Origin of the sequence: Cyanobium sp. Cruz CV13-4-11 (assembly GCF_024346055.1) — a bacterium.
Lineage (GTDB): Bacteria > Cyanobacteriota > Cyanobacteriia > PCC-6307 > Cyanobiaceae > Cyanobium.
On sequence record NZ_JAGQCH010000001.1, the window covers coordinates 149,889 to 172,217 of the forward strand.

20 protein-coding genes are annotated in these 22,329 nt (G+C 69.5%); 11 read left to right on the plus strand and 9 right to left on the minus strand.

The genetic code is table 11. The features are described 5' to 3' along the window. The first annotated feature begins 40 nt into the window (after positions 1 to 40). Positions 41 to 400: a DUF760 domain-containing protein gene (locus KBZ12_RS00815; RefSeq protein ID WP_216908177.1), complete on the plus strand. Its 360-nt coding sequence runs from the start codon at positions 41 to 43 to the stop codon at positions 398 to 400. On the opposite strand, the gene KBZ12_RS00820 is transcribed toward KBZ12_RS00815, so the two are convergent. The 6 genes from KBZ12_RS00820 to KBZ12_RS00845 all read right to left on the minus strand — a co-directional run bounded on the left by KBZ12_RS00820 (position 397) and on the right by KBZ12_RS00845 (position 7,012). Next, positions 397 to 1,605, minus strand: a complete 1,209-nt coding sequence (locus tag KBZ12_RS00820) for a DUF4336 domain-containing protein (protein WP_254955753.1) — start codon at positions 1,603 to 1,605, stop codon at positions 397 to 399. The two genes, KBZ12_RS00815 and KBZ12_RS00820, sit on opposite strands and share 4 nt — an antisense overlap. After that, positions 1,602 to 2,474, minus strand: a complete 873-nt coding sequence (locus KBZ12_RS00825; RefSeq protein ID WP_254955754.1) for a metal ABC transporter permease — start codon at positions 2,472 to 2,474, stop codon at positions 1,602 to 1,604. The genes KBZ12_RS00820 and KBZ12_RS00825 overlap by 4 nt, the downstream gene beginning before the upstream one ends. Beyond that, on the minus strand, positions 2,471 to 3,268 hold the full coding sequence (locus tag KBZ12_RS00830; RefSeq protein WP_254955755.1) for a metal ABC transporter ATP-binding protein: 798 nt from the start codon (positions 3,266 to 3,268) through the stop codon (positions 2,471 to 2,473). Before KBZ12_RS00830 ends, KBZ12_RS00825 begins: the two co-directional genes overlap by 4 nt. 4 nt (positions 3,269 to 3,272) lie before the next feature. Next, positions 3,273 to 4,232 (minus strand): metal ABC transporter substrate-binding protein, encoded by a 960-nt coding sequence (locus tag KBZ12_RS00835; RefSeq protein WP_254955756.1) that lies wholly within the window; start codon positions 4,230 to 4,232, stop codon positions 3,273 to 3,275. Positions 4,233 to 4,381: 149 nt separating this feature from the next. Next, positions 4,382 to 5,458, minus strand: a complete 1,077-nt coding sequence (gene psbA / locus KBZ12_RS00840) for a photosystem II q(b) protein (RefSeq protein ID WP_254955757.1) — start codon at positions 5,456 to 5,458, stop codon at positions 4,382 to 4,384. A gap of 156 nt (positions 5,459 to 5,614) precedes the next feature. After that, positions 5,615 to 7,012 carry a YcjF family protein gene (locus KBZ12_RS00845; protein WP_254955758.1) on the minus strand — a complete coding sequence of 466 codons (1,398 nt, stop codon included), beginning with the start codon at positions 7,010 to 7,012 and terminating at the stop codon, positions 5,615 to 5,617. Between the two features lie 136 nt (positions 7,013 to 7,148). On the opposite strand from KBZ12_RS00845, the gene KBZ12_RS00850 reads away from it, so the two are divergent. The 4 genes from KBZ12_RS00850 to KBZ12_RS00865 all read left to right on the plus strand — a co-directional run bounded on the left by KBZ12_RS00850 (position 7,149) and on the right by KBZ12_RS00865 (position 10,274). Continuing rightward, entirely contained in the window at positions 7,149 to 7,715 is a 567-nt protein-coding gene (locus KBZ12_RS00850) for a hypothetical protein (protein ID WP_254955759.1), read from the plus strand. Positions 7,716 to 7,730: 15 nt separating this feature from the next. Then, positions 7,731 to 8,273 carry a hypothetical protein gene (locus KBZ12_RS00855; RefSeq protein WP_254955760.1) on the plus strand — a complete coding sequence of 181 codons (543 nt, stop codon included), beginning with the start codon at positions 7,731 to 7,733 and terminating at the stop codon, positions 8,271 to 8,273. Beyond that, positions 8,270 to 9,307 carry a tryptophan--tRNA ligase gene (gene trpS, locus KBZ12_RS00860; RefSeq protein WP_254955761.1) on the plus strand — a complete coding sequence of 346 codons (1,038 nt, stop codon included), beginning with the start codon at positions 8,270 to 8,272 and terminating at the stop codon, positions 9,305 to 9,307. The genes KBZ12_RS00855 and trpS overlap by 4 nt, the downstream gene beginning before the upstream one ends. A gap of 367 nt (positions 9,308 to 9,674) precedes the next feature. Then, positions 9,675 to 10,274 (plus strand): glycoside hydrolase family 104 protein, encoded by a 600-nt coding sequence (locus KBZ12_RS00865; protein ID WP_396100433.1) that lies wholly within the window; start codon positions 9,675 to 9,677, stop codon positions 10,272 to 10,274. Between the two features lie 6 nt (positions 10,275 to 10,280). Here KBZ12_RS00865 and KBZ12_RS00870 read toward each other — a convergent pair whose 3' ends face one another. Then, on the minus strand, positions 10,281 to 10,895 hold the full coding sequence (locus KBZ12_RS00870) for an NINE protein (RefSeq protein WP_254955762.1): 615 nt from the start codon (positions 10,893 to 10,895) through the stop codon (positions 10,281 to 10,283). A gap of 39 nt (positions 10,896 to 10,934) precedes the next feature. Here KBZ12_RS00870 and thrS point away from each other — a divergent pair, with 39 nt between their 5' ends. From thrS to KBZ12_RS00900, 6 genes are all read left to right on the plus strand, one after another. Beyond that, positions 10,935 to 12,770, plus strand: coding sequence for a threonine--tRNA ligase (thrS, locus tag KBZ12_RS00875; RefSeq protein WP_254955764.1), 1,836 nt, complete (start codon positions 10,935 to 10,937; stop codon positions 12,768 to 12,770). Continuing rightward, positions 12,767 to 13,798, plus strand: coding sequence for a glucokinase (gene glk / locus KBZ12_RS00880; RefSeq protein ID WP_254955766.1), 1,032 nt, complete (start codon positions 12,767 to 12,769; stop codon positions 13,796 to 13,798). The genes thrS and glk overlap by 4 nt, the downstream gene beginning before the upstream one ends. Before the next feature lie 53 nt (positions 13,799 to 13,851). Then, entirely contained in the window at positions 13,852 to 14,826 is a 975-nt protein-coding gene (gene thrB / locus KBZ12_RS00885) for a homoserine kinase (protein WP_254956013.1), read from the plus strand. Between the two features lie 111 nt (positions 14,827 to 14,937). After that, the gene (locus KBZ12_RS00890) at positions 14,938 to 16,533 is read left to right on the plus strand and encodes an NAD(P)H-quinone oxidoreductase subunit 4 (protein WP_254955768.1); all 1,596 of its coding nucleotides are present in this window, start codon (positions 14,938 to 14,940) and stop codon (positions 16,531 to 16,533) included. Between the two features lie 60 nt (positions 16,534 to 16,593). Beyond that, positions 16,594 to 18,711 carry a M3 family metallopeptidase gene (locus KBZ12_RS00895; protein ID WP_254955770.1) on the plus strand — a complete coding sequence of 706 codons (2,118 nt, stop codon included), beginning with the start codon at positions 16,594 to 16,596 and terminating at the stop codon, positions 18,709 to 18,711. A gap of 54 nt (positions 18,712 to 18,765) precedes the next feature. Next, positions 18,766 to 20,502, plus strand: coding sequence for an FAD-dependent oxidoreductase (locus KBZ12_RS00900; protein ID WP_254955771.1), 1,737 nt, complete (start codon positions 18,766 to 18,768; stop codon positions 20,500 to 20,502). Positions 20,503 to 20,505: 3 nt separating this feature from the next. Here KBZ12_RS00900 and KBZ12_RS00905 read toward each other — a convergent pair whose 3' ends face one another. After that, complete coding sequence (locus tag KBZ12_RS00905) at positions 20,506 to 20,877, minus strand: VOC family protein (protein WP_254955772.1); 372 nt, start codon at positions 20,875 to 20,877, stop codon at positions 20,506 to 20,508. A gap of 46 nt (positions 20,878 to 20,923) precedes the next feature. Then, positions 20,924 to 22,300, minus strand: a complete 1,377-nt coding sequence (gene glmU, locus KBZ12_RS00910; RefSeq protein ID WP_254955773.1) for a bifunctional UDP-N-acetylglucosamine diphosphorylase/glucosamine-1-phosphate N-acetyltransferase GlmU — start codon at positions 22,298 to 22,300, stop codon at positions 20,924 to 20,926. Between the last annotated feature and the right edge of the window lie 29 nt (positions 22,301 to 22,329).

Genomic DNA, 22,329 nt, shown 5'->3' on the forward strand with positions numbered 1-22,329 from the left:
TTAGGGTGCGTGTCGTGTTGCAGCGCACACCGGAGGGCACATGTTCAACCCGGAGTTTCTGACCGCCGATAACGAGGCGATCAGCGACAATTCGCTGATTCAGTACCTGCAGGAACAGTCCCCGGACGTGCTGCAGAGGGTGGCCCGCTCGGCCACCGGCGACATTCAGGACATCATCCGCCACAACGTTCAGGGTCTGCTCGGCATGCTCCCCGGCGAGCAGTTCGAGGTGAAGATCCAGGCCAGCCGCGACAACCTCGCCGGCCTGCTGGCCTCGGCGATGATGACCGGCTACTTCCTGCGCCAGATGGAGCAGCGCATGGAACTGGAATCGGCCATGCTCGGCAGCGGCGGTTTCGAAGCTGGCCTCGACGACGACCCCGGCGAGCTGGAGCTCTAGGGCAGGGGCTTGGGATTCTGGTGCGTTTCCCCCGGCACCAACCCCAGTCGCACCAGCGTTTTGTCGATACCGGCCAGGGTCTCCCAGGCCCCGTGATCGGGCGCCCACTCCCCCGCCTCGATCCGATCGGCCAGGGCGGTGAGTTCCGTCGCTGAGGTGGCCACGGGGGCCTCGTGGTGGGCCGGCACCACCCAGCGCAGATCCTTCAGGTCCGCCAGGAGGCGGATCCAGGCCACCAGGGCGGCGCGCTGGCGAGGGAACACCAGCCGCTCCAGCACCGCCGCCACCTGCAAACGGCTGCGGCCACCTGGTGTGAGGGCTTCGAAATCCTCCTGCCAGCCGGGCAGCCAGCGGAACGGATAGAAGCCGAAGTGGGCCCTGGCCCCACGACACCCCGGTGCCAGGCAGTGGCGTAGCACCTCCCCCAGGGGCGGCACCTCCAGGGGCCGGGGGCGCAGGTAGGTGGCGAACAGCACCAGACGCCACCAGCCCTTGCGCCGGCGTTCAGGATCGTCGATCAGGGGCTCGTCCCCCCGCTCGCGGGCATGGAACAGCAGCGGTGTGGGATCCAGGTCGAACACCGCCGGCGGCTCCGGCGGAATCGCCACCAGGGCATCGGTGAGCAAGAGGCTGCCGCTGGCCCGATCGAAGCAGGCGATCTCCAGGAAGGTGCCCAGCCCCAGATCCAGGGGGCCCAGGGGCAGCCAGTCGAGCTGGTCGCCGTGGGGCACGCCATCGCTCAGCAACACCCGGGTGCGGCAGGCGGGGAACCCCAGCCAGGCGGGCGGCAGCGGCAGCGGGAAACTCCACTGCCGCGGCGTCACCCACACCTGGGCCCCGGGGAAGGCCCGGGCCATGGCCGGCACCGGCAGCTTGTGCTCCAGCCCCGACGCGGTTGGCAGCACGATGGTGCACACCGGGCCGTGGCGCTCCTCCAGTTCCCGCAGGCGGGAGCGCACCTCGGCGGTGGGCGCCACGGGCGCATAGAGCAGCAGCCCTTCGCGCACCCGCAGCACCAGCATCCGGATCGGCACCGCCACGTACCAGACCCCCTGCAGCTGCTCGAAGCTCCAGAGGCGCCCGGCGACCAGCTCCCGCACCAGGGTGCGGCGGCGGCCGTAGGGGTAGAGGGGCAGCAGGGGCCACCAGGCCCAGCGTTGGTCGGCGGGCGAGGGCGTTGCAGCGGCGTTGGCTGACGCGCTCACGCGGACGGAAAGCGGGACGCCCGCGGGGAACGGCGCCGTTGGGCCAGCAGGCCATGGCGGGGCGCCAGCAGGAAGCAGAGCAGGAACAGCAGCGTCTGCACCAGCACGATGCAGCCGGCGGTGGAGGCATCCATCCAGTAGCTCCAGTAGATCCCGGCCACGCTGGAGAGCACCGCCGACAGGATCGAGAGCCACACCATGCGGTCGAAACGATCGGTGAGCAGGTAAGCCGTGGCCCCCGGCGTGACCAGCATCGCCACCACCAGGATGATGCCCACGGTCTGCAGGCCGGCCACCGCCGCCAAAGAGAGCATCGACAGCAGCAGGTAGTGCAGCACGCCGGTGTGGAGGCCGATGGAGCGGGCGTGGGCGGGATCGAAGCAGAACAGGAGCAGGTCCTTGCGCAGCACCACCAGCACGGTCAGCACCAGCAGGCTGATCAGCACGGTCTGGAGGATGTCGGAGGAGCTGATGCCCAGCACGTTGCCGAACAGGATGTGCGACAGGTCGATGCTGCTGCGCACCTTGGAGATCAGCGTCAGGCCGAGGGCGAAGAAGCCGGTGAACACCAGCCCGATCACCGTGTCCTCCTTGATCCGGGTCATCTGCTTGATGTAGCCGATCAGGGCCACCGAGCCGACGCCGAAGACGAAGGCCCCCACCGCGAAGGGCAGATTCAGGGCGTAGGCGATCACCACCCCGGGCATCACCGCATGGGACACCGCATCGCCCATCAGGGCCCAGCCCTTGAGCGTCATGTAGCAGGAGAGCAGGCCGCAGACACAGGAGACGAGCATGCTGACCAGCAGGGCCCGCACCATGAACTCCTGCTGGAGCGGTTCGACCAACCAGGTGAGCAGGGTGGTCATGGCGCCTGCTGGGGGTCGGGATCGATCGCCGCCGCCGCCGCGGCCTCCAGCCCCAGGCCGCCGAAGGTCAGGGCCAGGTTCTCTCTGGTGAACACCGAGGCGGTTTCGCCGTAGGCGAGCACGGTCTTGTTGATCAGCACCACCTGGTCGCAGAAACCGGTGACATGGGAGAGGTCATGGGTGGAGATCATCAGCGTGCGTCCCTCACGCCGGAACTGCTCGAACAGTTCGATCATCAGCTTCTCGGTGCGGATGTCGACGCCGTTGAAGGGCTCATCGAGCAGCATCACCGAGGCGCCCTGGGCCAGGGCCCGCGCCAGGAAGGCCCGTTTGCGCTGGCCGCCGGAGAGGGCGCCGATCTGGCGGTGGCGCAGGGGCCACAGGTCGACCCGTTCGAGGGCCTCCTGCACCGCCTCCCGGTCGAGCGGCCGGGGGATCCGCAGCAGATTCATGGCGCCGTAACGGCCCATCATCACCACCTCATGGACGTTGACCGGAAAGTTCCAGTCGACGCTCTCGGTCTGGGGGACGTAGGCCACCGCCCGGGCCCGGCGGGCCTGGCTCAGGGGGAGCCCATTGATGGCGATGCTGCCGGACGTGGGGCGCACGAAGCCCATCAGGGCCTTGAACAGGGTGGATTTGCCGGCTCCGTTCATCCCCACCAGGGCGCAGATGCTGCCGGCATCGAGATGCAGGGAGGCGTCATGGATGGCCACCACACCGTGGTAATCGACGCAGAGATGGCGGACCGAGATGCGCTCGTTTCCGTCGAATTGAGGCTGGCCGGAGGGCATGGGTTCAGCTCCCCGCCAGACCCGCTCGCAGGGTCTCCACGTTATGACGCTGCAGCTCCAGCAGGTTGGGGGCCGGACCGTCCGGGAGGGACAGGGAGTCCACATGGAACACCCCCCCGAAGCGAGCCCCCGACTGCCTGGCCACCTGCTTCTGGGGCTGGGCATTGACCGTGCTCTCACAGAACACCGCCGGCACCCGCCGCTCCTTCACCAGGGCGATCAACCGGGCCATGCGCTGGGGGGTGACCTGGGATTCGGCGTTCACCGGCCACAGATAGGCCTCGGTGAGTCCGTAATCGCGGGCCAGGTAGGAGAAGGCGCCCTCACAGGTGGCGAGCACCCGCTGGGCAGGGGGGATCCGGGCCAGGGAGGCCTGCAGTTCCCTGTGAAGCGCGTCGAGCTGGGCGTTGTAGCGCTCGGCGTTGCGGCGGAACGTTGCCGTGCCGGCGGGGTCGAGTCGGGTGAGGGCACGGCGGATGTTCTCCACATAGACCTTCGCCAGCAGCGGGGACATCCAGGCGTGGGGGTTGGGCTGGCCCCGGTAGGCGTCGCTGGCGATCGGCAGGGGGGTGATCCCCTCGGTGAGGGTCACATGGGGGACATCCCGGAGGCTGGCGTAGAAGCGCTCGGCCCAGCGCTCCAGCCCGAAGCCGTTCTCCAGCACCATCTGGGCGCCCGAGGCCCGTTTCAGGTCGCTGGGGGTGGGCTCGTAGCCGTGGATCTCGGCCCCCAGCCGTGTGATCGATTCCACCCGCACCCGCTCGCCGGCCACCTGGCGGGCCATGTCCGCCAGGATCGTGAACGTGGTGAGCACCAGGGGGCGCCCGTCCGGTGCCACGCCCGTGTCCTGGCTCCCACAGCCCCCGGCCAGCAGCGGCACGACAAGGGCGGCGCCCAGCAGAACCCGCGTCAGATGTTGTCTGAGGCGGCTCAGGCCCTGGCCATCCGCGCGGAGCTGGGGCATGCAGCTGGGGGGAGTGAGAAAGCTTGCTGTGAACAGTTTGGCGGCGGTTCGCCCTGGTCGGTGACCGGGCCTGCCCACAGAAAAGCCCCCTCCGCAGAGGGGGCCAAGGGGTGGATCGGCTGGCCGCCGAGGCAGGGCCGACCGCCGGATCAGCCGATCGCCGGGGCTGTCAGGGCGACGGGAATCGACTGGGTGGTGGCCAGATCAAGCGGGAAGTTGTGCGCATTGCGCTCGTGCATCACTTCCATGCCGAGGCCGGCACGGTTGAGCACGTCGGCCCAGGTGTTGATCACCCGGCCCTGGCCATCCAGGATGGACTGGTTGAAGTTGAAGCCGTTCAGGTTGAAGGCCATCGTGCTCACGCCCAGGGCGGTGAACCAGATGCCGACCACCGGCCAGGCCGCCAGGAAGAAGTGGAGGCTGCGGCTGTTGTTGAACGAGGCGTATTGGAAGATCAGGCGACCGAAGTAACCGTGGGCAGCCACGATGTTGTAGGTCTCTTCTTCTTGGCCGAACTTGTAGCCGTAGTTCTGGGACTCGGCCTCGGTGGTTTCACGCACCAGGGAGGAGGTCACCAGCGAACCGTGCATGGCGGAGAACAGGGAGCCGCCGAACACGCCCGCCACACCCAGCATGTGGAAGGGGTGCATCAGGATGTTGTGCTCGGCCTGGAACACCAGCATGAAGTTGAAGGTGCCGCTGATGCCGAGGGGCATGCCGTCGGAGAAGGAGCCCTGGCCAAAGGGGTAGATCAGGAACACCGCGAAGGCCGCCGAGAGGGGGGCGGAATAGGCGACGCAGATCCATGGGCGCATGCCGAGGCGGTAGGAGAGCTCCCACTGGCGGCCCATGTAGGCCGAGATGCCGATCAGGAAGTGGAAGACCACCAGCTGGTAGGGGCCACCGTTGTACAGCCACTCGTCGAGGCTGGCGGCTTCCCAGATGGGGTAGATGTGCAGGCCGATGGCGTTGCTGGAAGGAACAACGGCGCCGGAGATGATGTTGTTGCCGTAGATCAGGGAGCCGGCGACAGGCTCACGGATGCCGTCGATGTCGACGGAGGGCGCCGCGATGAAGGCGACGATGAAGCAGATGGTGGCGGTCAGCAGGCAGGGGATCATCAGCACACCGAACCAACCGACATAGATGCGGTTGTTGGTGGAGGTGACCCAGCTACAGAAGCTTTCCCAGCTTCCGGAGCGGCCGCTGCGGATGGCAGTGGTCATGGAAGTAAGACGGGGGAAACGAGCAGAAATACCTCCCCAAGGGAGGTCCATTCACGTTATGTAATGCGGCCCTGGATCAGGACACCCCGCAACGATCCTTCAGCCAATCGGTCTTGAGTGCAATGAAAAGTGATGAAGAGACTTCATGAACATTCTTTATGCAGTGGCGGACAGGGAGCCGTTCCCCGGTGACGCCAGCTGCTGGCCGAGCCAGTCGCGTCCCTGCTGCAGGAACCCAGGCCAGTCGAGCTTTTCGGCCTCGGCCGCCCGCGCCACCAGCAGCGGCGCCTCCCGCTTGATGCGCTCCAGGTCCGGCGCCTCCACGCCAGCCGAGAGCGCCAGCACATCGGCCATGGCATGGCTCACCACCCGCGTGAGATAGGCCGCGCTCAGGGCCTGGAGGGCCCCACCCACCAGCCAGGTGGCGCCGTGGAGACGCACCGCCGCCGCCAGGGCCTGGCTGCTCCACTCCACCACCCCCAGCAGCAGCGAGGCCTTGGCCAGCTCGACGGCGGCGGCCTTGAGCTGCTCCGCGTTCCAGGGGCAGTCCCACAGACGGGCCATCTCCTGGAGCATCAGGCCGTTGGCTGCCGCCATCACCACCAGATCCAGCGAGGGCAGGGGGGCGGCGAACACCCCCGCCGCCACAATCCACTGGGTGCGCTGCTGCAGCTGCACGAGCTGTCGCCGCCGCAGGCGCTCCAGGTCCGCCTGCCAATGGCGGTGCAGCTCCTCGCAGCGCCGCAGCGGTGTGCCGCGCCGCAGGGCCGTTGCTTCGCTGTTCAGCCAGCGGCCCAGGGGCTTCAGGCTGTCGCTCAGGGTTTCGGGGTTGCCATCCCAGCTCAGCAGCCGCTCCGGGACGGCGGCTGGCCACTGGGACACCAGTTCGGCCGTCAGGGCCTGGGGGTCGCAGGTTGCTTCCGGCCGCACCAGCAGCCAGACGGGCTGACCCGCCGGCACCGCCTCAAGCCAGCGCAGATCGGCGGCCCGCAGGGGAGTCACCAGGTGGAACAGCACCACGTCGGCGGCGGCCAGGCCGTCCGGCCAGCGGCGCTGCGGGCTCACCGCCGGCAGGGCTTCGCCCCAGCGCAGGCTGAGGGCCAGGCGGCCGCGCAGGGCCCGCTGCAGCTGGGGCGCCCAGGCGGCATCCGGGGCCACGGAGCCCACCAGGGCCAGATGAAGTCCGGAGCGGGCCCCCTCTTCACGCAGGGCGGCGAGGGCCTGGCGGCGTCGGCCCTGGCCCTCGCCGGGCTCCCCCTCCAGCTGCTCGAACTGGAGCAGCAACGCCTCGAAGCGCCGCAGCCAGGCGTCGAAGTTTGTGGGCAACGGCGGCACCGCCAGCCGGGACGGTCGCCCTCCCATCCACCACCAGCCGGCGGCGATCCCCGCCACGCCCATCAGGCCCCAGCCTTCCCCGGGCAGCGACCGCAGGATCAGCTCGCCCCCCAGCACTCCCCCGGCCAGCAAAAGGGCCTGCCTGCCCCAGCCGGCGGACAGCAGGGTGCGCGACAGCGAGGACAGGGCGGCTGGGCGCAGGGGGTCCAGGGGCGTCACGGGTGGCTGCCGGCGGCGATGCCTCTCTAGCTCAGAAGTGACGGGGCTCACACCCCCGACCAGCTCCCTTAATCCGTCGCCCCTGCAGAGCCGGGCGGGACGCAGCATGATTCGTGGTGTCGTCCTGGTCCGCACCGTGCCGCCTTCCGATGCCCGTGCCGGCCTGGCAGCGACGGTGGACGGCCTCTTTCTGCTGGCGGACCACCTCCAGGAGCTGCGCCACGCCCTCGAGGAGCTGGGCAGCTGCGACCACTGGCACGGCGGGCTGCCGGTGCTGCTGCTCGAGCGCTGCTGGCTGCGTCTGAGCCGTGTCTCGGTGGAGCATCTCGCCCAGCGGCTGCCCCCGGACTGCAGCCAGGAGGCCCCGGAGCTGTGCCGCTACCGGGAGCTGGTGGCGGCCGGTCTTTCGGGGTGGGAGGCCGAACGGGTCTGCTGGGAGGACTACGGAGCGGAGGCGTGCCGGGAAGCCCTGCGCAAGTACTGGTCCGCCCAGGAACGGGGGACCCAGGGCTGGACCCTGGAGACTTACCTCGACCTTCTCCAGCAGTACCGCCAGCGCTTCGCCCTGGAGCGCCCACGGCCCGTGCCGCTGCTGGTGCTGGCCCGGCGGGAGGGCGCGGCGTGCCTCGGCAGGCATCGGCTGCTGTGGCTGGGGCCTGAGGCGGCAGGCGGCCGGCCGTCGATGCGCGACACTTGCCCCTGATTGCAGGCTGCGGCCATGGGCGACGACACCAACACTCCTCATCCCGTTGGCTCCGGCCGTGGGGATTCCCCCGAGCGCGGCGGCCGTTCGGGGCCGAACCGGGAACCGGGTGGTTTCCGCATCCGCCTGAGCGATAACGAGCTGCAGGCGGCCCGCGCCCTGCAGGACGCCTTCGGCCTGCGCTCCACCGTGGCGGTGCTGGGATTCGCTCTGCGCACCCTGGCCGACCAGCTGGAGAAGGGCCAGCTCGAGGCCCTGGTGGCCGAGAACCGCGCCCAGGCGGGCTCCCGCGTTCCGGCCCCCCGCGGGGGTGGTGAGCCCCGCCGCGTCATCGGTGGCGACGGCCAACCCCGTTCCGGGGGCCGTGGCGGCCAGGGCGCCGTCCGCATCGATCCCTTTGCCCGGCCCAGCAAGCCGCCGCTCCCCGTCGAGGTGAGTGAGCCCGAAGCCCCTGCTGAGGAGGTGGCGGCTGAAGCGACGCCAGAGGCCGCCGAGGTGGCTCCGGACGCCGTCGCCGAGACGGCCGAAACAGAGGTCGACGCCACCCCCGACGCGTGAACCAGACCAGCACCGCGCCGGCGCGGCCCCGGGTGCTCTCCGGCGTCCAGCCCACCGGGGCCCTGCACCTGGGCAACTGGCTCGGGGCGATCCGCAACTGGGTGGATCTGCAGGAGAGCCACGAGACTTTCTTCTGCGTGGTCGACCTGCATGCGATCACGGTCCCCCACGATCCGAAGCGTCTGGCCGAGGACACCCTCACCACCGCCGCCCTCTACCTGGCCTGCGGCATCGACCCGCAGCGGGCCACGGTGTTCGTGCAGAGCCAGGTGAGCGCCCACAGCGAGCTCTGCTGGCTGCTCAACTGCGTCACGCCGCTCAACTGGCTGGAGCGCATGATCCAGTTCAAGGAGAAGGCGCTCAAGCAGGGCGACAACGTCTCCGTCGGGCTGCTGGACTACCCGGTGCTGATGGCTGCCGACATCCTTCTCTATGACGCCGATCGGGTGCCGGTGGGGGAAGACCAGAAGCAGCACCTCGAGCTGGCCCGCGACATCGCCCAGCAGCGCATCAACGCCCGCTACGCCCCCGACCCGGAGCACCCGATTCTCAAGGTGCCCGAGCCCCTGATCCTGAAGGAGGGGGCGCGGGTCATGAGCCTGACGGACGGCAGCGCCAAGATGAGCAAGAGCGATCCCAATGAGGGTTCCCGCATCACCCTGCTGGACCCTCCTGAGCTGATCACCCGCAAGATCAAGCGGGCCAAGACCGATCCGGTCATGGGGCTGGAGTTCGGCAACCCGGAGCGGCCGGAGGCCGACAACCTGCTCGGCCTTTATGCCCTGCTCTCCGGCGTGGGCCGTGAGCGGGCGGCGGCGGAGTGCGCCTCGATGGGCTGGGGTGGCTTCAAGCCCCTGCTGGCGGAGGCCGCGGTGGAAGCCCTCCGGCCCGTGCAACAGCGTTACGCCGAGCTGCGCAGCGATCCGGCCTCCCTGGAGGCCGTTCTGCGGGACGGGAGAGAGCGGGCAGCGGCCGTGGCCGAAGCAACGCTGCAGCGAGTCCGCAGCGCCCTGGGATTTCTGGCCTCGAACTGAAGCGAACTGCCGCCTTCTCGGCAAGGTGCAGCCGGAATGTGTAAATCATTCGTTATGTATTGATCACGACCGCTGATCGTTCGTCGTGGATGTGGCGCTTTTTACGGGATGCTTGGCCGGTGGGGCCTGACGGCTCGGAACTCGCGGGCATCTCCCTGCCCTGACTGAAGTTTTCCTGAGAGCCACTCTCCCGGGGCCGCTGTCCAAGCACGCTGGCCCCTGTTTTGTCCAGTACGGACGCAGGGGTCTCGCCTTTGGGGGCTGGGCCTGGCCAAGGTCAGGGTCCCCTGACGACCGCTTGCCCTTGCGTCGCCCTTTCCCGTCACCACCGAAGCCGCACCAAAACGGCCCGCTTGCCCTTGTGCTGCTGATGCTCCTGCCGATGGTGCAACGGCCGGTCGCACCGCTGCCCCCAGCGGCCCCTGTGGTGGCCATGCCCACAGCCCAGCCGGCGGTGGCGGTGACCGGACGGCGACCGGGTGGCGGCCCCTACGGCATCACCCCCGAACGGCGGGCCCTGCTCAACACGATCCGCTTCGCCGAAGGCACCTGGATCGGTGGCAGTCAGGAGGGTTACCAGGTGCTCTACGGCGGTGATCGCTTCGACGATCTCAGCCGCCATCCGGACATCGTTGTGCGGCGCCGTTACGCCAGCGCCGCCGCCGGGGCCTATCAGTTCCTCCCCACCACCTGGGACCAGGCCGCCTCGGAGCTCCAGCTCCGGGATTTCCGTCCCGCAAGCCAGGATCAGGCCGCGCTGCACCTGGTGCACGAGCGGGGGGCGCTGCAGCGCTTCGATCGCCACGGTCTCACGGCTGAGGTGCTGGCGCGGCTGGCGCCGGAGTGGGCCTCCCTGCCGACGCTTGATGGTGGCAGCCACTACGGCCAGCCGGTGAAGGACCGCAGCGAGCTGCAGCGCTTCTACCAGCGGGAACTGGAGCGGCTGCGCCGGCTCGCCAGCGCCTGAGCGGGCTCAGGGTTCCCGATAGACCACCCGTCCCCGTTCGTCATTGCCCACATCGAGCAGGTCGCTGATCAACAGCTTCTCGATCTCGGCACTGACCACGCTGCTGTTGGCCTGGGCGGGCAGGTGGAGTTCCAGCAGAGCATCGTTGAGGGTGAAGCCGGCCTTGCCGGCCCGTCGGGCCAGTTGCAGCAACTGCCGTTCGATCGGTGGATAGGTCGCCGTTTCGCTCCCGGCCAGGGCCTCCTCCAGCAGCAGGGACTGGTTGGCCTGCCGCACCATGTCGGGCACCAGCACCAGATCCAGCAGCTGGCCGATGCCGCAGAGCCCCAAGGTGAGCAGCCAGAGGGTGCCGCTCAGGGGTTTGCGGTTGTAGAAGCGCTGCAGGCCGCACAGTCCCACCAGGCCTGTGCACCAGAACAGGTAGCTGAGGGCAACACTGCGCCGCTCGGCGGCGCGGTTGAGCACCAACCCTGCGGGGCGGCTGGGCGCTGGCCGCTGGTCTGGGCTCTGGATGGGTCCTGGCGTGGGTCGGGCAGCCATCAGGGTGCTCAGCACATCCAACTTAGGGCCGCTGCCGGGCGTCACCGGCCCCTGCCGGTGGCGTGCGGGAGGGGGGGCCACCGGTGGGCCTCGATACCATGCCTTCAACAGGTGCCCTTTATGACGTCCGCGCCCCCTTCACCGGTGCCACCGGCCTCCAGCCTCGCCGCCGCCAGTGCTGCCGCCGCCATCGTGTTGCCGAAAACCAGCGAAAGCCCCCAGCTGCTGCGGATCCGCCACTCGATGAGCCATGTGCTGGCCATGGCGGTGCAGAAGCTCTTCCCCCGGGCCCAGGTGACGATCGGTCCCTGGACCGAGAGCGGTTTCTATTACGACTTCGACAACCCGGATCCCTTCACCGAGGCCGACCTGAAGGCGATCCAGAAGGAGATGGGCAAGATCATCGCCCGCAAGCTGCCCCTGGAACGCATCGAGGTGAGCAGGGAGGAGGCGGAGCGCCGCATCCGGGCCCAGAACGAGCCCTACAAGCTGGAGATCCTGGCGGGGCTCAACGAGCCGATCACCCTCTACACCCTGGGAGATCAGTGGTGGGACCTCTGCGCCGGTCCCCACGTGGCCAACACCGGCGAGCTCCACCCCAAGGCCTTCGCCCTCGAGAGCGTGGCCGGGGCCTACTGGCGCGGCGACGAGAACCGCGCCCAGCTGCAGCGCATCTACGGCACCGCCTGGGAAACGCCGGAGCAGCTGGCGGAGCACAGGCGGCGCAAGGAAGAAGCCCTGCGCCGCGACCACCGGCGCCTCGGCACCGACCTCGAGCTTTTCGCGATCGAAGAGGAGGCGGGAGCCGGCCTGGTGTTCTGGCACCCCCGCGGCGCCCGCATGCGCCTGCTGATCGAGGACTTCTGGCGCCAAGCCCACTTCGAGGACGGCTACGAGCTGCTGTACACCCCCCACGTGGCTGACCTCAGCCTCTGGAAGACCTCGGGCCACCTCGACTTCTACAGCGAGAGCATGTTCGGCCCGATGGCGGTGGACGAGCGGCAATACCAGCTCAAGCCGATGAACTGCCCCTTCCATGTGCTCACCTATGCCAGCCGGTTGCGCTCCTACCGGGAGCTGCCGATCCGCTGGGCCGAGCTCGGCACCGTGTACCGCTACGAACGGCCCGGGGTGATGCACGGGTTGATGCGGGTGCGCGGCTTCACCCAGGACGACGCCCACGTGTTCTGCCTGCCGGAGCAGATCTCCGATGAAATCCTGCGGGTGCTGAACCTCACCGAGCGCATCCTCTCCACCTTCGACTTCCGCAGCTACGAGATCCATCTCTCCACCCGACCGGAGAAGTCGATCGGCGAGGACGCCGTGTGGGAACTGGCCACCGCCGGCCTGGTGGAGGCCTTGGAGCGCAAGGGCTGGGCCTACAAGGTGGACGAGGGGGGCGGGGCCTTCTACGGCCCGAAGATCGACCTCAAGATCGAGGATGCCATCGGCCGGATGTGGCAGTGCTCCACCATCCAGCTCGACTTCAACCTGCCGGAACGCTTCGATCTGCACTACGTGGCGGCCGATGGCAGCCGCTGCCGGCCGATCATGATTCACCGCGCCATCTTCGGCTCCCTGGAGCGCTTCTTCGGCGTGATGGTGGAGAATTACGCCGGCGACTTCCCCTTCTGGCTCGCCCCCGAGCAGGTGCGGCTGCTGCCCGTCACCGATGAGGCCCTCCCCTGGGCCGACGAGCTCAAGGGCCTGCTGGCGGCCGCCGGCATCCGCGCCGGCATCGACCACAGCGGCGACCGGCTCGGCAAGCTGATCCGCAACGGCGAGCAGATGAAGATTCCCCTGTTGGGGGTGATCGGTGCCCGGGAGGCCGAAACCCGCAGCGTCAGCCTGCGCAGTCGCCGCCAGGGGGATCTGGGCAGCGTCGAGGCGCAGGCTCTGGTGTCCGCCGCCTCGGCAGCCAATGCCGGCCGGCTGGCCACCTTGGACTTGGCATGACCCTGCTGCTGGCGGGCGACATCGGTGGCACCAAGACCCTGCTGAGCCTCTGGCGCTCCAGCAGCGACGGGCTCGAGCGGCTGTTGGAGGAGCGCTTCGTCTCGGCGGCCTGGGACGACCTGGCTCCGATGGTGCGCCACTTCCTGGCCACCGCCGGTGTGGCTGGCGGAACGCCCCCCGCCGCCGCCTGTTTCGCCGTGGCCGGACCGGTGGAGGGGGGACGGGCCCAGCTCACCAACCTGCCGTGGCGCCTCGACACGGACGGCCTGGCTCGCAGCTGCGGTCTGTCGAATCTGGAGCTGGTCAACGACTTCGCCGTGCTCATCTACGGCCTTCCCCATCTCGAGGCCGCCCAGGTGGCGTCCGTCCGGGAGGGTCGCCGCGACCCTCAGGCGCCGTTGCTGGTGCTGGGGGCCGGCACTGGGCTGGGGGTGGCCATGGGCCTGCCCACCGGCGCTGGTCTGCGGGCCATCCCCAGCGAAGCGGCCCATGGGGAGTTCGCCCCCCGCTGCCAGCAGGAGTGGGACCTGAAGCAGTGGCTCAAAGACGATCTGGGCCTCGAACGGGTCTCGATCGAGCGGGTGGTCAGCGGTACGGGCCTGGGCCATGTGGCCCGCTGGTTGCTCAGCTGCCGCCACCCCGATGGCGACCATCCCCTCAGCCCCAGTGCCCGGCTCTGGAGCGAGGCCGGCGATGGGCCCGCACGCGCCGACCTGCCCGCCGAGGTGGCCATGGCCGCCACCGCCGGCGAACGCCTGGCGGCCGACGCCCTTGACCTGTGGCTTGGTGCCTACGGCAGCGTCTGCGGTGATCTGGCCCTGGCCTCCCTGAGTCGGGGTGGGCTCTGGCTGGCGGGGGGCACGGCCGCCAAGCTGCTCGACAGCCTGTGCACGCCCTCCTTCCTGGAGCCCTTCCTGAACAAGGGGCGGCTGCGCTCCACCCTGGAGCCCATGCCGATCACCGCCGTGCTGGATCCGGGGGTGGGCAGCTTCAGCGCCGCCTGCCGCGCCCGCATGCTGCTGGGCTGAGGCCAGCACAGCAAAGCGTCGGCTGCAACACTGAGCCCAACGACATGTCACGTATGGTCCGGCCCCATATCGGCCAGGGGGTGGTGGTTGAGGTTCCGGCCACCACCGCCAACATCGGCCCGGGATTCGACTGCCTCGGTGCCGCCCTGGCCCTCGGCAACCGCTTCGAGCTGCGGGTGATCGAGGGGGGCGGCGAGCGTTTCGAGCTGATCATCGAGGGGCCGGAGGGTTCCCACCTGCGTGGCGGCCCCGACAACCTCGTCTACCGCTCCGCCCAGCGGGTCTGGCGCGAGGTGGGGCTGGAGGCGGTGGCCCTGGAGGCGCGGGTGCAGCTGGCCGTGCCCCCCGCCCGGGGTCTGGGCAGCAGCGCCACCGCCATCGTGGCGGGACTGCTCGGCGCCAATGCGCTGGTGGGGGAACCCCTCAGCCGGGAAAAGCTGCTGGAGCTGGCCATCGACATCGAAGGCCATCCCGACAACGTCGTCCCGTCCCTGCTGGGGGGCCTGTGCCTGACGGCGCGGGCCGCCTCCCACCGCTGGCGGGTGGTCCGCTGCGAGTGGAATCCACTGGTCAAGGCGGTGGTGGCGATTCCCACGATCCGACTGAGCACCAGCGAGGCACGCCGCGCCATGCCACGCAGCATCCCGATCAGCGATGCGGTGATGAATCTGGGGGCCCTCACCCTGTTGCTGCAGGGGCTGCGCACTGGCAACGGCGACCTGATCGCCGATGGCATGCACGACCGCATCCACGAGCCCTATCGCTGGGGTCTGATCCAGGGGGGGCGGGCCGTGCGGGAGGCAGCCATGGAGGCCGGCGCCTGGGGCTGCGTGATCAGCGGCGCCGGACCCAGCCTGCTGGCCCTGGCCGCCGCCGGCTGTGCCGAGGCGGTGGGGGAGGCCATGACCCGCGCCTGGCAGGGCGAGGGGGTGAGCAGCCACAGCGCCGTGCTCGGTGTCCAGGATGGCGGCAGCACCTGGGTCCCCCTGGCCGAGGGGAGCCGCCCACAGGCTGTCGTGGGCGACTAGAACAGCCTCGCTGAGTAGATCTACTCAGCTGATAAGCTCTGCCGTACGGGGACATCCTCCCTTGGAGGCCGCCTCTCCCGCCATACTTCCTGCCTGGAGCACCCCTTAGAGATGGACGCCAGCCTGCCTCTTTCGCTCGCGTCCTCTTCGCTTCCCGCCGTGTTTCCTGAGGGTGCAGCGTTTCCCTGGCTCAGCCTGATCGTGCTGTTGCCGGCCACGGCGGCCCTGGTGATGCCGCTGCTGCCCGGAGACGGCAGCGACCCCCGCCTGCCGCGCACGTTTGCCCTGGGGGTGCTCGGGGTGGACTTCGCCCTGATTCTCTGGGTGTTCGCCCGCCATTTCGATGGCGGCCTGGCGGAACTGCAGCTGGTGGAAAGGGTCTCCTGGGTGCCGGCCCTTGGCCTGGAATGGTCCCTGGCGGCCGATGGTCTTTCGGCCCCGCTGGTGGTGCTCAGCGGCTTGGTCACCCTTCTGTCGGTGGCGGCCAGCTGGAACATCCGCCTCAAGACACGCCTCTATTTCGGCCTGCTGCTGGTGCAGGCCACGGCCCAGAGCCTGGTGTTCCTCTCCCAGGACTTCCTGCTGTTCTTCCTGGCCTGGGAACTGGAGCTGGTGCCCGTCTATCTGCTGATCGCCATCTGGGGCGGCAAGCAGCGCCAGTACGCCGCCACCAAGTTCATCCTCTACACGGCCACGGCTTCCCTGCTGATCCTGATCAGCGGCCTGGCCCTGGCTCTCTCCGGCGACAGCTTCACCCTCAACCTCAGCGAGCTGGCGGCCCGCTCCCCCGGGGGCACCTTCGGCCTGCTCTGTTATCTGGGCTTCCTGGTGGGCTTCGGCGTGAAGCTGCCGATGTTCCCGCTGCACACCTGGCTGCCCGATGCCCATGGCGAGGCCAATGCACCGGTCTCGATGCTGCTGGCGGGGGTGCTTCTCAAGATGGGGGGCTATGCCCTGCTGCGCTTCAACGTGCAGATGCTCCCCGACGTGCACCTGCGGCTGGCCCCGGCCCTGATCGTTCTGGGGATCATCAACATCGTCTACGGGGCGCTGAATGCCTTCGCCCAGGACAACGTCAAGCGCCGCATCGCCTGTAGTTCGGTCAGTCACATGGGCTTCGTGCTCCTGGGCATCGGTGCCATCGATGCCCTCGGCATCAGCGGCGCCATGCTGCAGATGATTAGCCATGGCCTGATCGCGGCGGCGATGTTCTTCGTCACCGGCGTCTTCTACGAGCGCACCGAGACCCTCTCGATTCCCAACATGGGTGGCCTGGCCAAGGTGCTGCCGATCACCTTCGCCTTCTTCCTGGCCAGCTCCCTGGCCTCCCTGGCCCTGCCGGGGATGAGTGGCTTCATCAGCGAGATCACCGTGTTCCTCGGGGTCACCTCCTACGAGGGCTTCACGATCGGCTTCCGCGTCATCGCCATCGTCCTGGCCGCCATCGGCCTGGTGCTCACCCCGGTCTACCTGCTCTCCCTCTGCCGCAGGGTGTTCTTCGGTCCACGGATCCCGGCTCTCGCGGTGGTGGGCGACATGAAGCCCCGTGAGCTTGTCATCGGACTCACCCTGCTGGTGCCCACCCTGGTGATCGGTTTCTGGCCGCGGGTGGCCATCGACCTCTATGAGGCCAGCACCAACAGCCTGGCGGCTGAACTGGCCAGCAGGGGTGCCGTGGCCATGGGACGGATGGCCGCCCTGGGCTGAGCCCCACTCCGGGGCCGGGTGGGCTGAAATGGGGGCTTCCATCGAAGCGGCCGCCCGGCGATGACCAGCACCCTTCAGAGTCCCCCTGCCCTGCTGGCCGGAGAGGGTCTGCCCCGCTTCGAGGCCATCACCCCCGACCAGGTGCGGGTCCACATTCCTGAGCTTCTGAATGGCCTGCAGGCCGAGTTGGAGCGGGTGGAGACCGACCTGGCGGCGGCCCCCGCCGCGTCAAGGCCCCTCAGCTGGGCCGAAGTGATGGATCCCCTGCAGCGCCTGGGCGAACGGCTGCGCTGGAGTTGGGGGGTGGTGAGCCACCTCAACGGTGTCTGCAACAGCTCCGAGCTGCGCGAGGCCCACGCCAGCCAGCAGGCGGCGGTGGTGGCTTTCGGCAACCGTGCCGGCCAGAGCCGGGTGCTGTTCGAGGCCCTGCGCACGCTCCAGAGCCAGGGGGGTCTGGATGCCACCCAGGAGAGGATCCTCACGGCGGAACTGCGGGACATGGAGCTGCGGGGCGTCGGCCTGGAGGGCGCCGCCCAGGAGGCCTTCAATGCCGCCAGCCAGGAGCTGGCGGAGCTGGCCACCGGCTTCGGCAACCGGGTGCTGGATGCCACCAACAGCTGGACCCTGCGGTTCACCGATCCCGCCGAGGTGGAGGGGCTGCCCGAGAGCCTCAGGGAGCAGCTGGCCCAGGCCGCTCGCGACGCCGGCGATGGCCAGGCGACGGCGGCCGGGGGGCCCTGGCTGCTGGGGCTCGACATGCCCCGCTTCGGCCCGTTCCTGAAGTACAGCCGTCGCCGCGACCTGCGGGAGATCGCCTACAAGGCCCACGTGAGCCGGGCCTCGGGCGAAACCGACGGCAACTGGCCCGTGATCGAGCGGATTCTCACCCTGCGGCGGCAGCAGGCCCACCAGCTCGGCCATGGATCCTGGGCTGAGGTGAGCCTGGCTTCGAAGATGGCCGGCTCGGTGGCCGAGGTGGAAGCCCTGCTGGAGGATCTGCGCACCGCCGCCTACCCGGTGGCCCTGCTGGAACTGGAGGCGCTGCGCGCCTGTGCGGCCCGGGAGGGAGCGGCCGAGGCGGCGGACCTCAAACCCTGGGATGTGAGCTTCTGGGCCGAGGTGCGGCGCCAGGAGGCCTTTGACCTCGACAGCGAGGCCCTGCGGCCCTGGTTCCCCCTGCCCCGGGTGCTCGATGGGCTGTTCGGACTCTGCGATCGCCTGTTTGGCGTCCGCATCCTCCCGGCCGATGGCGAGGCCCCCGTCTGGCATCAGGACGTGCGCTTCTTCCGCGTCGAGGACGCCGGCAGCGGCGAGCCCCTGGCGGCCTTCTATCTGGATCCCTACAGCCGCCCAGGCAGCAAGCGCGGTGGCGCCTGGATGGACGAATGCCTGGTGCGCTCGGTGAACGGAACCGGCGAGGACGTGCTGCCCGTGGCCTATCTGGTGTGCAACCAGAGCGCGCCGGTGGGGGACACCCCCAGCCTGATGACCTTCGAGGAGGTGGAGACCCTGTTCCACGAGTTCGGCCATGGTCTCCAGCACATGCTCACCACCGTGGAGCGTCCCCAGGCGGCCGGCATCAACAACGTGGAATGGGATGCGGTCGAGCTGCCCAGCCAGTTCATGGAGAACTGGTGCTACGACCACGCCACCTTGATGGGCATGGCCCGCCACTGGCAGAGCGGCGAACCGCTGCCGGAGCCTGAGTTCGCCAAACTCCGGGCCGCCCGCACCTTCATGGGCGGTGCCGCCACCCTGCGCCAGGTGCACTTCGCCCTCACCGACCTGCGGCTCCACAGCCAGTGGACGCCGGAGTGCGGCAGGACGCCGGAACAGCTGCGCCGGGAGATCGCTGCCACCACAACGGTGCTGGAGCCGATCGAGGAGGACGCCTTCCTCTGCTCCTTCGGCCACATCTTCGCCGGCGGCTATTCGGCCGGCTACTACTCCTACAAGTGGGCCGAGGTGCTCAGCGCCGATGCCTTCAGCGCCTTCGAGGAGGTGGGGCTGGAGAACGAGGCGGCGATCCAGGCCACCGGCCGCCGTTTCCGCGAGACGGTGCTCAGCCTCGGCGGCAGCCGCCACCCCGGCGAGGTGTTCGAGACCTTCCGGGGCCGGGCCCCCAGCCCGGAGGCCCTGATCCGGCACTCGGGGCTGGTGGCGGCCTCGATAGCCTGATCCAGGAGTGATCCCTGTCCGGGGATTCTCCCTCCTTGTTGCCGGAGACACGTGGTGGGAGCCCAGCGAATCCTGGTGCTGGGCGGTGGCTTCGCCGGACTCTGGAGTGCCCTTTCCTCCGCCCGCCAACCTGATCCGCTGGGCATGCTGCCGGCCACCCTCGTCTATGTGAACGCCGGCGCCCAGCTGGGCCAGCTCTCCAGCCTGAGCGGCCTCCTCTCGCCGGCCCTGCTGGGTTCCTTAGCCCTGCTGGGCCTGCTGCCCTGGATCGTGAAGCTGCTGCTGGGCCGCTGGCGGCTCTGGCAGCTCTACCGCCCCTGGAGCCGACCCCGCCACTTCGATCGCAACCTGATTGTCATCGGCGCCGGTGCGGCTGGCCTGGGCACCGCCTACATCGCCGCCACCGTGCGGGCGAAGGTGACCCTGGTCGAGCGGCACCGCATGGGCGGTGACTGCCTGAACACCGGCTGTGTGCCCAGCAAGGCCCTGATCAGCTCCGCCCGCCTCGCCGCCCGCCTGCGCCACGCCGACCGCTACGGCCTGACCCCCCAGGAGCCCCGGGTGGAGTTGCGTCGGGTGCTGGAGCGGGTGCGCCAGAAGGTGGCGGCCATCGCGCCCCACGACAGCGTCGAGCGCTACACCGCCCTGGGGGTGGATGTGCGCCTCGGCCAGGCCCGCCTGCTCAGCCCCTGGGAGGTGGCGATCACCGCCGTCGATGGCACCGAGGCGGTGCTAACGGCCCGCGCCATCGTGCTGGCCACCGGCGCCGCCCCGGTGATCCCTTCGCTGCCCGGCATCGCTTCGGTGCGGGCGCTCACCAGTGAAACCCTCTGGGACGCCCTGGCCGAGCACCCCTCCCCCCGGCCCAGCCTGCTGGTGCTGGGTGGCGGCCCGATCGGCTGCGAGCTGGCCCAGGCCCTGGCCCAGCTGGGTCTGCCGGTGACCCTGCTGCAGCGCAACGCCCGGCTCCTGCCCCGGGAAGACCCCGAGGTGGGGGCGCTGCTGCGCGAGGCCCTGGAGCGCGACGGCGTCCGGGTCCACACCGGTTGCCGGGTGGAGCGCCTCGAGCCTGGTTCCGCCGGGGGCGTCCGCGTGCTGGCTGCGGTGGACGGCCATACCCTCTGCTTGGAGGCCGACGAACTGCTCTGCGCCGTGGGCCGCCAGGCCCGGCTGGAGGGCCACGGCCTTGAGGCCCTGGGCATCCCCACCGGGCGCACCATCGACACCGACCCCCACCTGCAGACCCTCTACCCCAACATCTATGCCGCCGGTGATGCGGCCGGTCCCTGGCAGTTCACCCACACCGCGGCCCATCAGGCCTGGTATGCGGCCGTGAACGGGCTGTTCGATCCGGTGCGCTTCGCCGTCGATGGCCGCGTCATCCCCCGCACCACCTTCACCGACCCGGAGGTGGCCCGGGTGGGGCTGAGCGAAGCGGAGGCGATCGAGCAGGGGGTGGCTTTCGAGGTCACCCGCTTCGAGCTGGCCGAGCTGGATCGGGCCATCGTTGAATCGGCCGAGACCGGCTTCGTGACGGTGCTCACCGTGCCCGGCAAAGACAGGATTCTGGGGGTCACCATCGTGGCGGAGCAGGCCGGGGAGCTGCTGGCTGAATTTGTGCTGGCGATGCGATGGAACCTGGGCCTGGGCAAGGTGATGGGCGCGATCCACGCCTATCCCACCCTGGCGGAAGCCAACAAGTACGCCGCTGGGGCCTGGAAGAAGTCCCATGCGCCCCAGCGAACCCTGGCCCTACTGGAGCGCTTCCACACCTGGCGCCGGGGTGGCTGAGGCTCATGCCTGGGAGTGGAGCCCGATCGTGTTGCCCTCGGTGTCGAGCACCAGGCTCATGAAGCCGTAGGTACCGATCGACATCTTGGTTTTGATCACGGTACCGCCGGCGTCCGCCACCCGGGCTTCCTCCACGGCGCAGTCGTCGCAGTGGAAATAGATCAGGGTGCCGCCTCCCCCCGGGGCCATGCCCTCCATTTTCGCCAGGGCGCCTCCGGCCCCCACCTGGTCGTTCTGCATCGGGAAGGCGTAGTACTCCATCCCCGCGTCTCCCATCGATTCCAGGCTCACTTCGAACACGGTCTCGTAGAAGGCCCGGGCCCGGGCCATGTCATCGACGTACAGCTCGAACCAGATGACGGGGTTGACGGCCATGGATCCGAGGTGACTGCGGGCCGAGATTAGGCCCGAAATTCGGGATTCAGCCCGCCACCCCCTGCTGCTGCCGGGGGGCGGCGGCGTTCCAGTTCTCCTTCACCAATTGGCGGGCCCGGCCCAGGGCCAGGGCCCCGGCGGGCACGTCCCTGGTGAGGGTGGAGCCCGCCCCCACCGTCACCCCGGCCCCGAGGGTGATCGGTGCCACCAGCACCGAATTGGCACCGGTCTTGCTGCCGCCACCGATCACGGTGCGGTGCTTGCGAACCCCGTCGAAGTTGGCGGTGATCGTTCCTGCCCCGACGTTCACATCGGCGCCCAGGTCGGCGTCGCCCAGGTAGCTGAGGTGGTTGGCCTTGCAGCCCTCCCCCAGCTGGCTGTTCTTGACCTCCACGAAATTGCCGATGCGGCAGTCGGCGGCCAGATGGGTGCCGGCCCGCAGCTGGGCGAACGGCCCGATGACGCAGCCGCGTTCCACGTGGCTGTCGCGCAGCACCGAATGGACCACCTCCACGTCGGCGGCCAGGTGGCTGTTCTCGATCAGGCAGCCGGGGCCGATGCGGCAGCCCTCGCCGATGCTGGTGAACCCGCGGAAATGGCACTGGGGCTCCACCAGCACGTCGCGGCCGAAGCGGGTGTGCTCGCTGAGGGTGCAGCTGGCCGGATCGGTGAAGCTCACCCCCTCCGCCATCCAGTGGCGCCGCAGCCGGTCCTGCAGCACCGCCTCGCCGTGGGCCAGCTGCTGGCGGTCGTTGATGCCGGCCACCTCATCCGGGTCGGCCACCTCCAGGTGCATGGCCGGCCGCAACAGGGCCACGGTGTCGGTGAGGTAGAGCTCCCCCTGGTCGTTGTCGCTGCTCAGGCTGGGCAGCACGGTGGCCAGCCTGACCCAGTCGAAGCAGTAGATCCCCGCATTGGTGAGGGTGTTGCCGAGCTGCTCGGCCGTGCAGTCGCGGTGCTCCACGATGCCGCTCACCTGGCCCGCCCCGTCGGCGAAGACCCGGCCGTAGCCGCCCGGGTCCGCCAGCCGCGCGCTGAGCAGGGTCACCGCCGCGCCACTGGTGCGATGGGTGGAGAGCAGGCATTCCAGGGTCTCCGGCCGCAGCAGGGGGACGTCGCCGTTGAGCACCAGCAGATCGCCCTCGAAGCCCTCCAGCGGCCCGAGCAGCTGCTGCACCGCATGGCCGGTGCCGTTCTGGGGCTGCTGCAGCACGAATTCCAGGCCCTCCACGCCAGCCAGGGTGTGCTCCACCCGTTCGGCCTGGTGCCCGACCACCAGCAGCTGGCGGTCGGGGGCGAGCCGTTGGCAGCTGCCCAGCACCCGTTCCACCAGGGTCGCGCCGGCCAGGGGCTGGAGGACCTTGGGCAGGGCACTCTTCATGCGGGTCCCTTTCCCGGCGGCCAGGACGGCAACGGCAAGCATCGGCGGCGGCGGGGCGTCTGCGCCGGAAT

Coding starts and splice junctions, on each gene's coding strand:
- KBZ12_RS00815 (WP_216908177.1), top strand. CDS start 41: ATGTTCAACCCGGAGTTTCTGACCGCCGATAACGAGGCGATCAGCGAC.
- KBZ12_RS00825 (WP_254955754.1), bottom strand. CDS start 2,474: ATGACCACCCTGCTCACCTGGTTGGTCGAACCGCTCCAGCAGGAGTTC.
- KBZ12_RS00830 (WP_254955755.1), bottom strand. CDS start 3,268: ATGCCCTCCGGCCAGCCTCAATTCGACGGAAACGAGCGCATCTCGGTC.
- KBZ12_RS00835 (WP_254955756.1), bottom strand. CDS start 4,232: ATGCCCCAGCTCCGCGCGGATGGCCAGGGCCTGAGCCGCCTCAGACAA.
- psbA (WP_254955757.1), bottom strand. CDS start 5,458: ATGACCACTGCCATCCGCAGCGGCCGCTCCGGAAGCTGGGAAAGCTTC.
- KBZ12_RS00855 (WP_254955760.1), top strand. CDS start 7,731: ATGGGCGACGACACCAACACTCCTCATCCCGTTGGCTCCGGCCGTGGG.
- thrS (WP_254955764.1), top strand. CDS start 10,935: ATGACGTCCGCGCCCCCTTCACCGGTGCCACCGGCCTCCAGCCTCGCC.
- glk (WP_254955766.1), top strand. CDS start 12,767: ATGACCCTGCTGCTGGCGGGCGACATCGGTGGCACCAAGACCCTGCTG.
- thrB (WP_254956013.1), top strand. CDS start 13,852: ATGGTCCGGCCCCATATCGGCCAGGGGGTGGTGGTTGAGGTTCCGGCC.
- KBZ12_RS00890 (WP_254955768.1), top strand. CDS start 14,938: ATGGACGCCAGCCTGCCTCTTTCGCTCGCGTCCTCTTCGCTTCCCGCC.
- KBZ12_RS00895 (WP_254955770.1), top strand. CDS start 16,594: ATGACCAGCACCCTTCAGAGTCCCCCTGCCCTGCTGGCCGGAGAGGGT.
- KBZ12_RS00905 (WP_254955772.1), bottom strand. CDS start 20,877: ATGGCCGTCAACCCCGTCATCTGGTTCGAGCTGTACGTCGATGACATG.
- glmU (WP_254955773.1), bottom strand. CDS start 22,300: ATGCTTGCCGTTGCCGTCCTGGCCGCCGGGAAAGGGACCCGCATGAAG.